The sequence below is a fragment of the Synechococcus sp. N19 genome (assembly GCF_900474045.1).
Lineage (GTDB): Bacteria > Cyanobacteriota > Cyanobacteriia > PCC-6307 > Cyanobiaceae > Parasynechococcus.
Genome location: NZ_UCNR01000003.1, coordinates 1 through 10,342, shown reverse-complemented (window position 1 = coordinate 10,342; position 10,342 = coordinate 1). Strand labels below are relative to the sequence as shown.

The window sequence follows — 10,342 nt, the reverse complement described above, 5'->3', positions numbered from 1 at the left end:
AGAGCTCGAGCCTGCGTTGACCATGACTTCCACCCCCGATACCGCGCCGGCCCATACCGCCAAAGACGGCAAGGGCATCCTGATCACCGAACCGGCGATGCAGCAGCTGGCCAAGCTGTGTGGCGAACAGGGTGAGAACCAGGTGCTGCGCGTCGGGGTGAGGTCTGGGGGCTGCAGCGGCATGAGCTACACGATGGATTTCGTGCCCGCATCAGACACCCTCGACGACGACGAGACCTACGAATACATGGCGGCTGACGGTCAGAGCTTCCGGGTGATCTGTGATCCCAAAAGCCTGCTCTACATCTACGGAATGCAGCTGGACTTCAGCACGGCTCTGATCGGTGGTGGCTTCAACTTCACCAACCCCAACGCCAGCCAGACCTGTGGCTGCGGCAGTTCCTTCGCCGTGTGAGCGAAGCCACGTGGGAATCTGAGGGGAGATCACTGCCCTCTCCCTAGTGATGGAGACTTCCCAGGACAGCCTGTTTGAGCAGGCCATGGCCCGTTATCAGGCTGGCGCCGCGGCCGAAGAGGTTCTCCCTGATTTCGCCCGCATCGTTGAAGCCGCTCCTCGCCAATCGGCGGGCTGGACCTGCCTGGCCTGGCTGCAGCTGCTTTGCGACCAGCCGGATGAGGCGCTGCGCTCGGCACGTTTCGCGGTGAGACTCAACGGCCAGGACCCCCAGGCCAGGATCAACCTGAGCCTGGCGTTGCTGGAAACCCAATCCAAGGGCGTGCGTGACCACATCCAGGTGGTCCAGCAGGTGATGACCCTGGCCCCAGAGGTGTCCGGCGAACTCAAAGCCTCGATCGCCGACGGGCTTGAACGCAAACCAGGCTGGAAGGCCCTCGAGAAAGTGAAAGCCTGGCTTGAGCTCTGATCACAACGGACGTTCTGCCTGACAGCCACTGCCTGACAAACCCTGCATGACAGCCACCTGGACCATCACCCGTCTGCCGTCCCAGGTTCGCGTGCGACCTCCAGCGGATCGTTCGGCTCAATTGCGGCAGGAACGCCTGGCCAGCGAAGCGCGGCGGTTGCAACTGGCCAGGCGCGCCAACGGCATACCGGATCCGAACACCTGGATGTGGTGATGGGCAGCCCGGCAATGGCACGCATCCTGCTGCTGAGCAATGGCCACGGTGAAGACCTCTCAGGCGCCCTCCTGGCCCAGGAGCTTCAGCAGCAGGGCCACAACGTGCAGGCTCTTCCACTGGTGGGCCTTGGCAGCGCCTACCAAAAAGCCGGCGTGCCGCTGCTGGGACGCAGCCATGAATTCAGCACCGGCGGCATCGGCTACACCAGCTTTCGCGGCCGCCTCACTGAGATCGCCCAAGGGCAAGTGCTGTATTTGCTCCGACGCCTGGGGCGTCTGATGCGGTACCGGCGTCGCTTTGATCTGATCCTGGTGGTGGGAGATGTGATCCCTGTGATCGCGGCATGGCTCAGCCAACGGCCTGTGGCGACCTACCTGGTGGCCTACTCCAGCCACTACGAAGGGACGCTGCGGCTCCCCTGGCCCTGCGCTGCTCTGTTGAAAAGCCGCCGCTTCAAAGCGGTGTACAGCCGCGATCAACGCACCGCCGAAGACCTCAGCAGACAACTGCAACGGCCGGTGACCTTCCTGGGCAATCCGTTCATGGATTCGGTGCTCACAGCGGCCACCCCGCCGCCCAGCAGCACGCCACGCATCGGTCTGCTGCCCGGCAGCCGCCGACCGGAACTGGAACAGAACCTTCAGCTGTTGCTGCGGCTGATCGAGCTGCTGCCCAACACAGTTCGCTGCAACGTAGATCTGGCCTTGGTGCCCAGCCTCGATGACGACAGCTTGCGGCGGCTGAGCGAACGATGCGGTTGGCACTTGAAAAACGGCGTGCTGGAGCGTGAGGGGGCCTGGGGGATCAACGTTCGCCGCGAGGCCTTCCGTGCCGTGCTGCAGCACAGCGATCTGGTGATCGGCATGGCAGGTACCGCCGTCGAGCAAGCCGTTGGCCTGGCCAAACCGGTGCTGCAGCTGCCGGGCCAGGGGCCTCAATTCACAGCAGCATTCGCCGAGGCCCAACGGCGCCTGCTGGGCCCCACTGTGTTCTGTGCCGACGGGGAGAGTGGCAGCCATGAGGCCTTGGAGGGAACAGCGGCGCTGGCCATGACACTGCTTGAACGTGCGCGACGGGATCCTGACTTGCAACAGCAATGTCAAGAGGAGGCCAAATGGCGCCTCGGAGACGCTGGTGGAGGCCCGAGAATGGCGGCAGCCATTTGCTCACTGCTTGCATGAGTGCCACGCCTGAACCGGCCTGGAAACGCTGGCTCGACCGCCTGCTGATGGTGAACGTGCTGCTGGTGTTTATCGGCGCAGGCGTCTTCGCAGTTGCCGTGGTGCAACAGGGCCAAGGCCATGACTGGCTGATGGACCAGGTTCAGCTGCTGTGGCAACCCCTGTTCGCCCCAGCCATCAGCCTGCTGATCATGGCGGCCCTGGTGAGCGGCATCTTCAGCTGGTGGCAGCGGCGAGTGCTGAAGCCAGATCGGGGTAGCGGAAGCTGAAGTTCAGAGCTTCCAGCCGCTCCGAGGCAACCTGCTGGCCCTCCAACACCACCTTGGCGCCATCCCCCAGAAGCACTTGAAGCACTGGAGCGGGCACCGGCAACAAACTCGGACGGCCCAGGCTGCGCCCCAGTTGCTTGCAGAAGGCCGTCATCGAGACGGGCTCAGGAGCCACGGCATTGATCACGCCACTCCAGCTCTCGTCTGTGAGGGATTGAAGGATCAGGGCGCATAGGTCAGTGCGGTGGATCCAGCTCATCCATTGCCGGCCACTGCCGATCGGACCACCAAACCCTGTGCGGAACACCGGAAGCATTTTTCCGAGTGCACCGCCGTCCGCCGCCAGCACAATGCCGATCCGCAGGGTGACCTGCCGTACAGCGGAAGGCACCGCCTCAGCCGCCGCTTCCCACCGCTCACACAAGCTCGCAAGGAAGTCGTCGCCAGGGGTGCTCGATTCAAGAAAACGCTTGTCCAGGCTGGAGCCGTAGAAGCCGATGGCTGAGGCATTCACCAGCAGCTTCGGTGGCGTTGCACAGTCCTCGATCGCCTTCACCAACTGAGAGGTCGTTTCCAGACGGCTGGTTTCAAGCAGCTGCCGGTGGGTCGGGGTCCAACGCTTCTCGGCAATCGGTTCTCCCGCCAGGTTGACCACCGCATCGGCCTGGTTCAGAGCATCCAGCAGCCCGGCATCGGCCCAGGTGCTGCTGCTGGCGGGGTCGAACTGCATCCAGGTCAGTCGCCCATCCGCCCGTTCAGCGTCGTAGCCACGGGCCAAGCGGCGGCTGACCACCGTGAGCTGATGGCCGGCCTGAAGCAGGAGCGGCAGGAGCTCACGGCCAACAAAACCAGTGCAGCCGAACAGCAGCAGACGCATGGAAGCGGGGGTGGTGTGGCTGGGAGGCTAAGGGGGTTCGTGGGCGATTGGTTTTAGCCTGGTGCCATCACCATCCCCTGTCATGGCTGAATCCGACGCCGCTGCCCCCGCCAAGGCCAAGCCTGCTGCGCTGCGCAAAGGTGCCTTGGTCAAGGTGAACAGAGCCGCCTACAGCTCCAGCCTTGAGGCTGGAGCCAGCGATCCCACAGCACCCGACTACATCTTTGAAGGTCCCGGCGAGCTGCTGGTGGTGAAAGGGGACTACGGCCAGGTGCGCTGGAACCGTCCTGTGCCCGATGTGTGGCTGCGAATGGATCAGCTGGAAGCCTGCTCCTGATCCTGATCTTCGTTGGAGGCAGACTCCAGGGCCTCCTCCACGGCTGTGACGGCCGCTGGAATTGATGTGATGGCGGCGGGGATGCGCCACACAGCACCGGAGAGCACGCCGCTGAGATCCCCCAGCGCCGCCAGCACAGGATTCGAAACGCCGGCCCCATCCGCAGCGGCGGCTGCCTGCCAGGGGTTCCACCCCGCAAGGTTGACCACACTGCGGTAGGCCGCTGGCCAGGGGTTATCAGGCAACAGCCGTTGCAGAGCCTCGAACTGCTCCGCTGCCTGCACAGGGCGGTTTTCCAGCACCGCCAGCAGCGCCAGGGTCCAACGCGGTTGCACAGCATCGGGATCCTGCGCCAAGGCCGCCAAGGCCTCAGAACGCACCGGCTCCCTGTAACTGAAATGGCCATCGAGCATGTGCTCCTGCCCCACCACAGCGAACACCGGATCCAGCCCCACCGGCCCTGCCGCCAAGCCAGCGGCGAGCTCGGGGAAGCGCTGCGCAAAAGAGGGGCCTTCAATCGGATGCGTCGCGCTGCGGCGCCAGAGCGAATAACTCCCCCCCTTGGGGCGCTCAAACTGATGCACCGGCTCGAACACACCGCTGCTGCGCACGGCTTTGTCCAGCCGCCGTGCAGCCTTACGCACCGATCCCTGGTTCCCTTCCGCCAACACCACCCATTCCGCCCGCGACAGCACAGGCTCACGGTCCTCTCGACTGCCACCCAACTGGCGTCCAACGGTCTGACCACCGCGGCGACGGCCGTAGAAGCTGACGTTGTGCTGGTTGAGGTCGGAGGTGCTGGGCACCACGATCAACGTGGCGGGAGGCCTACTGGGATCCGCGCCGCCGGCGGCCTCCACCAGCGCCTCCACCGGGCCACGGGGCCGGTCTTCAAAGCGATGCAGCTGATGGGACCAGCCCGCCGGGACACAGGCCAGCAGCCCAGCACCGAATAAGGGCCACACCAGCCTGGAACGCCTGGCCTCGAACCAATGGCCCCACTGCCACCACCCCCGGGCCAGCAGCAACACAAGTGAGGGCAAAAGCGGCGTGATGTAGCGACCATCCTTGTTCGGGCTCAGGGTGGTGAGGACCCAGGCCCCAACAAGGTTGACCATGAGCCAGCGCCAGGACCATCCGTGATCGGTGGAGACCTTCTGACGCTGCCAGCACCAGAGCAATAGTCCAGAAAGCCCCACCAGCAGCAACACACTGCCCAGCTGCTCCGGCAACAGGCGCGGATACCAAAGCCAACTGGCCAGGCTGAAGACGCCAGGATCGCCCTCCCTGGCCGCTGACTCGAACACGGCTCGGTTGGTGCCGCCGAGGCTGGTGATCCAGTTGTGACGCAACCAGGGACCAATCAGCACCGCCGTGAGCAGGGGCAAGAGCAGGGCCTGCCGCAACCAAGGACCACCACGCCGCAGCGCGATCCCTGCGGCCCAGACACCGGCAGGGACCAGCACCAGAAGAGCGCTTTGCTTCACCAGCACGGCTGCCAAAGCCGCCACGGTGCAGCCCCAGGCCTGCCCCCAGCGGCCACCTCTTTTGGGATCACACCAGACCCCAAGACGCCAGATCGCCAGGCTGCAACTGGCCACCAGAGCCATCTCCAGCACGTAGTCCGTGCGCAGATCAAGAAAGGCCGGCGTCAATGCCGCCAACAGGCAGGCGATCAAGGCCAGGCCATCCCCCTGCAGCCGTCGTCCCCAACCCGCCATCACCACCAGGAGCAACCCGTGCCAAAGACTCAAGCTCCAGGCCGCCTGCTCTGGAGCATCTCCACTCAGGGCCATCACGCTGCCATTCACCAGCGAGGCCAGGGGCGGAATCTTCGGCGACAGGTCCAGCAACGCCGGCCAACCCTGCCACCCGCCACCGGGCAGCAGGCCCAAGGCGCGGCCATGGTCCATGGCGCTGTTGAGATAGTCGGCCTGATCCCAGGCGGGGACGCCGGTCTGGAGCGTCCACCAGAGCCGATCCACCAGGGTGGAGAGCACCCAGATCAGGGCCACCGAAGCCCAGAAACGCCAACGCTGTTTCACACGATCTCCAAGCGACGCCGTTCATCCTGGAGCCGCTTGCGTCGCTGTTTGGCCTCCCGAAGCATCTCGCGACCATCGTGGAGGTATCCATCCACGTATCCCATGGTGTAGCGCTCCAGTTCGGCCAGAGCGTCTTCCACTTCGGAAAGGCAGTGATACAAGCTCAGCCCGAAGCCACGGGCCGAGGCCGGCGTGGGCAACGACTGAAACAGCTGCTTGACCTTGTCCATCCGACGTCCGCTCGCCTCGAGATAGCTGCAGAACGCCTCCATCAGCGCATCGTCATAGGGATCAGCCGACAATGCCTTGAGTTGCTTGGGGAAGGGATTGATCACCTCACCGAGCATCCGATCGATCGGGGCATAAACCCGCCGCAGCCACTCCACCAGAGCATCATCCGCGGCCACAGCTCGATCGTGGGCACGGCTGGCCCGGCGCAGCTCCGTCGGCGATGCCGTCCGGCCAGACCGGGGCCGCGTGCGATCAAAGGCCTTCCGGCGCTCGGCATCCCCGAGCACTTCCCAGGCGGCATTGAGGGCCAGCATCTGCTGGTCGTCGCCACCGGCATCGGGATGGTGCTGCTTCACCAGCTGGCGGTAGGCCGCCTTGATCTCAGAGTTGCTGGCGGTGCTGCTGACACCGAGCACGGCATAGGGATCGCTCACAGCTGACCATCCCTTCGGGCGGGAAGCTGCGAAGCAGCACTGAACATCGGGGTGGAGAGGTAGCGCTCGCCATAACTAGCCAGCATCACCACCAGGCGTTTGCCCGCCATGGCGGGGGCTTGGCCCACCCGCAGGGCAGCGGCCATGGCTGCTCCGCTGCTGATGCCGCAGAGCAGACCCTCCTCCCGAGCCAGGCGCCGGCCCACCTGCATCGCCTCCTCATCGCTCACCGTGAGGATCGAATCAATCCGATCGAGTTCCAGCACCGCAGGAACAAAACCAGCTCCAATCCCCTGAATGCGATGGGCCCCCGGGGGCTTTCCGGACAGCACAGCACTGGCCTCGGGCTCAACAGCAATCACCTGAAGCTGCGGCTGGCGTTGTTTCAAAAGACGGGCACAGCCGGTGATCGTGCCACCGGTGCCCACCCCCGCCACAAAGGCATCGATCTGGCCGTCGGTATCGCGCCAGATCTCTTCAGCCGTGGTGCGTTCATGCACAGCTGGATTGGCGGGGTTGTCGAACTGCTGAAGCAGGTAGGCGTTGGGAATCTCATCCACCAACTCCTTGGCCAGCGCGATGGCCCCATTCATGCCCTGGGCACCGTCCGTGAGCTGCAACTCGGCGCCGTAGGCCCGCAGCATCGCGCGACGCTCCGTGCTCATCGTGTCCGGCATGGTGAGAATCAGCCGGTAGCCCCGGGCCGCCGCCACCATGGCCAGGGCAATCCCGGTGTTGCCGCTGGTGGGCTCCACCAGCACCGTTCGCCCGGGAACGATCGTGCCGGCCTGCTCCGCCTCCAGCACCATGGCGCTGGCAATGCGGTCTTTCACCGAGGAGGATGGGTTGAAGCTCTCCAACTTGGCCAGGATCTCGGCCTGGCAGCCGCAGGCCTGGGGCAATCGATTCAGCCGCACAAGGGGCGTGCCACCGATCAAGGCTGTGATGTCAGGAGCAATGCTCATGACTGCAGCTTGCCCGCAGAACGACCATAAAAAAAGCCCTCCGCAGGGGAGGGCTCGGGATATGTGTGTGTGATGAAAGTGGTTCTGAAGGCCCAACCGAAGTCGGGCCGGGTGATCAGAACTTGAAGACGGTCTGGAGAACAGCACCGAAATGCTCCTTGCCAGAAAAGCCCTGGGAGGAGTTGGACTCAGGCAGATAGAAGATTGCCGGAATCATGGTGATGTTGCTGGAGACCTTGTACTTCAGAGAGGCTTCCCAAGCGATCTCGGGAGCATCGGGATCAGTACCTGTTTGGGACTCGACGTACAGAGGGGCGCCGAAACCAACAGCCAGGGTGTGGGGGGTATTGGCGACCTTGTCCCACTGCAGACCCACCATCCAAGTTTGGGCCTCATCGACAGTGCTGCCTTCGAGATCAGACCAGCCATAAGCGAGGCTGACGGAAGGAATAAAACCAGTCTCTTCAGGCTTCCAGAAGCCGTTCAGAGCAAAGTTCTGGGAATCGACATTGTCAGCAGTGCCGCAGCTCTGCTTAACACCCGAGTAAGAAGTACCGAAGCCTGCGCCGCACTGACCGTAGCGGTAACCGATAGCAGCGCCCCACTTCTTGGTGCCGTAACCAATCTGAGCGGTGGTGTTGCCTTTGGATTCAGCAGTGAACATCCCTGCTGCGGAGCTCTCAGCTTCACCTTGGTCAGCAACGTAGTTCAGAGCAGCAGTCAGGCGAGGCTCACCCTTGGCGACTTTCTGCTTCCAGATCACACCAACGAGACCACCGGTCTCCTTGTTGTAGACGTTGCCAGCACCAAATTGACCACCGAACATATTCAGGGTCTTCACCGTGTAAGCCGTGGGCTTCATACCCAGGCTTTCGGTGTTGCGGGCCAGAGGACCAACGACAGCCGTCAGGCCTGAACCCACAGGGAACTTGTAGTACAAGCGATCGAGCTCGAACTCGTTTGCGGACATGCCGGAAACGTCAAGCTTGCGGAAGCCACCAGAGAAGGCGCCACCATCCTTCATGTTGCCGGCACGCAGGCGAGCAAACAGAAGGTCCTTACCGGTGAAGGAAGTCTTCAGGCCGAGGCGATAGTCGTAAGAGAAGCTGAACTTGTCGTACTTAGCCTTATCGCTAGATACCTCAGAGTCCATCACACCAGTCACAAAGGTGGCTTTACCTTTGAGCTTGGTGGTGGTGGAGAACTGAGCACCACGCAGTTCGCCAACCTTGGCTTCAAGGCCATCGACACGACCCTTGAGGATGGCCATCTCGGCGCCGAACTCGGCCATCAGGCGACGCAGCTCGTCGGTCACTTCAGTGACGCGGTCGAGGCAAGCGTTCAGCAGAGCAGCCGCTTCGAAGCGGGTCATGGCCCGGTTGCCACGGAAGCTGCCGTTGGGATAAACGGCGACGCAGCCGTAGGTCTCAACCAAACCAGCCAGAGCCTGGTAGGCCCAGTCGGTGGGGTAAACGTCAGAAAACTGGGTGACGCTGGTGACCTGATCAGCGGAAGTCGCGTAATCAGAAACGCCGTTGATGTTCAGCTCGGCGGCATTAGCGGCAGTGGCAAGCAGGCCAAGGGCGGCAGGAGCCACCAGCAGTTGCTGCAAAAGCTTCATTTTGGTTCTCACACCAAGAGAAAAGTGCTGGCAAGACATGCCAACGCCATCACTTTATTGGCGTAATATTCTCTCTCACATAACAGGAACTCAAGGGCTGTTTATGTATTGATTAAAACCATTCACTGGCCTTATCGCGCCAAAAAAAAACCCTCCACCGAAGTGGAGGGCAGAAAAGATCTGAAGGAGAAGAAGTCCTAGGACTAGATCTTTGGTTCAGAACTTGAAGGTGGTCTTCATGATGCCGCCGAACACATCATCCTTGCCATCCTCGTCGATGCCGAAGATTGCAGGGGTGACAGTGATGTTGTCGCTAACAGCGAAGCTGTAGAAGACTTCCCACATGGTGTTATCAACACCATCTTCATATGCGGGAGCAGAACCGATTGCGCCACCGAAGGAGTTGCCCTCAATGAACACGTCGCTCCACTCGAGACCCACATACCAGGACTCGATGTCCTTGCTCACACCCTCTTCATCAGCTGAGGAATAACCGGTGCTGATGGAAGGAACGACGCCTGCATCAGCTGGCTTCCAAGCTGCAGCGACACTGAAGCCTTCGCGGTCAGCAGTGGAAGAATTGCCGATGGCAAGGCCAACGTTTTGGTCGAAGGAGTAACCAACCTGAGCAAGCAGGTTGCCGTCGAAGGCTTCACCTTCGTAGAAGAGCTGCCAAGAAGAGGTGGAAGCAGACTCGTCAGTACCAAGGCCGGCGCTGGAATCAGCTCCATTTTTGGCGACGTAGTTGCCGCTCACCTTGAAGCCGCTATCTCCCAGGGTGTAGACAGCACCGACACCAGAGCCAGTGAAGCCCAGGTTGTTGGTGGTGGGTGCACCACCGTAGGTGAAGAAGTCGAGCAGCAGATCAGAGGGGTAGTACGTGGCATAGCCGGCGTACATGGAGGCATCGTCAGTACGGACGATGGGACCTGCGGTGACGCTCAGGGAGTCGCCAACAGGGAAGGTGTAGAACAAACGGCCAACCTTGACGCTGTTACCGCTGCTCATAGCGGTTTCGACGAAGGTGAGGCCGGTTCCGAAGATGGAATCGTCGAAGTTGCCAGACCGCAGAACGGTGGTCAGCTGATCCTTGCCGGTGAAGGAGGTAGCCAGCTTCAGACGCAGGTCGTAGTTGAGGGTCGTGGCTTCTTTGCCATCGATACCATCAAGAGCACCAAGCACCCAGGCGGAGTAACCCTTGAGTTTTGTGGTGGTGGAGAACTGGGTTGCTTCCAGTTCGCCGACGCGGGCCTCGAGGCCGTCAACGCGACCCTTGAGGAT

At 62.2% G+C, this 10,342-nt stretch carries 12 protein-coding genes; 6 read left to right on the top strand and 6 right to left on the bottom strand.

Going from position 1 to position 10,342, the window contains the following annotated elements:
- Window positions 1-22: 22 nt before the first annotated feature.
- Genes DXY02_RS00925 through DXY02_RS00910 form a run of 5 tightly spaced genes read left to right on the top strand, consistent with a single transcriptional unit; the run spans window position 23 to window position 2,551 of the window.
- Complete coding sequence (locus tag DXY02_RS00925) at window positions 23-415, top strand: iron-sulfur cluster assembly accessory protein (RefSeq protein WP_114987465.1); 393 nt, start codon at window positions 23-25, stop codon at window positions 413-415.
- A 49-nt stretch (window positions 416-464) separates the two neighbouring features.
- A complete protein-coding gene (locus tag DXY02_RS00920; protein WP_114987463.1) occupies window positions 465-884 on the top strand; it encodes a hypothetical protein in 420 nt (139 codons plus the stop codon).
- A 46-nt stretch (window positions 885-930) separates the two neighbouring features.
- Window positions 931-1,098 carry a hypothetical protein gene (locus DXY02_RS12330; protein ID WP_170951429.1) on the top strand — a complete coding sequence of 56 codons (168 nt, stop codon included), beginning with the start codon at window positions 931-933 and terminating at the stop codon, window positions 1,096-1,098.
- 14 nt (window positions 1,099-1,112) lie between these two features.
- On the top strand, window positions 1,113-2,282 hold the full coding sequence (locus DXY02_RS00915; RefSeq protein ID WP_114987511.1) for a lipid-A-disaccharide synthase-related protein: 1,170 nt from the start codon (window positions 1,113-1,115) through the stop codon (window positions 2,280-2,282).
- Window positions 2,279-2,551: a hypothetical protein gene (locus DXY02_RS00910; RefSeq protein WP_114987461.1), complete on the top strand. Its 273-nt coding sequence runs from the start codon at window positions 2,279-2,281 to the stop codon at window positions 2,549-2,551. The genes DXY02_RS00915 and DXY02_RS00910 overlap by 4 nt, the downstream gene beginning before the upstream one ends.
- Here the strand turns inward: DXY02_RS00910 and DXY02_RS00905 are convergent.
- A complete protein-coding gene (locus DXY02_RS00905) occupies window positions 2,499-3,428 on the bottom strand; it encodes a TIGR01777 family oxidoreductase (protein ID WP_114987459.1) in 930 nt (309 codons plus the stop codon). The genes DXY02_RS00910 and DXY02_RS00905 overlap by 53 nt on opposite strands.
- 82 nt (window positions 3,429-3,510) lie before the next feature.
- On the opposite strand from DXY02_RS00905, the gene DXY02_RS00900 reads away from it, so the two are divergent.
- Window positions 3,511-3,765, top strand: coding sequence for an NAD(P)H-quinone oxidoreductase subunit O (locus tag DXY02_RS00900; RefSeq protein ID WP_006850906.1), 255 nt, complete (start codon window positions 3,511-3,513; stop codon window positions 3,763-3,765).
- Here the strand turns inward: DXY02_RS00900 and DXY02_RS00895 are convergent.
- The 5 genes from DXY02_RS00895 to DXY02_RS00875 form a co-directional block, all read right to left on the bottom strand.
- Window positions 3,744-5,810: a glycosyltransferase family 39 protein gene (locus DXY02_RS00895; protein WP_114987457.1), complete on the bottom strand. Its 2,067-nt coding sequence runs from the start codon at window positions 5,808-5,810 to the stop codon at window positions 3,744-3,746. The two genes, DXY02_RS00900 and DXY02_RS00895, sit on opposite strands and share 22 nt — an antisense overlap.
- Window positions 5,807-6,475, bottom strand: coding sequence for a J domain-containing protein (locus DXY02_RS00890; protein WP_114987455.1), 669 nt, complete (start codon window positions 6,473-6,475; stop codon window positions 5,807-5,809). Before DXY02_RS00890 ends, DXY02_RS00895 begins: the two co-directional genes overlap by 4 nt.
- Window positions 6,472-7,440 carry a cysteine synthase A gene (gene cysK / locus DXY02_RS00885; protein ID WP_114987453.1) on the bottom strand — a complete coding sequence of 323 codons (969 nt, stop codon included), beginning with the start codon at window positions 7,438-7,440 and terminating at the stop codon, window positions 6,472-6,474. The genes DXY02_RS00890 and cysK overlap by 4 nt, the downstream gene beginning before the upstream one ends.
- A gap of 115 nt (window positions 7,441-7,555) precedes the next feature.
- Complete coding sequence (locus tag DXY02_RS00880; RefSeq protein ID WP_114987451.1) at window positions 7,556-9,061, bottom strand: iron uptake porin; 1,506 nt, start codon at window positions 9,059-9,061, stop codon at window positions 7,556-7,558.
- Window positions 9,062-9,277: 216 nt separating this feature from the next.
- Window positions 9,278-10,342 (bottom strand): iron uptake porin (locus tag DXY02_RS00875; RefSeq protein WP_114987449.1); only part of this gene is annotated, 1,065 nt, incomplete at its 5' end.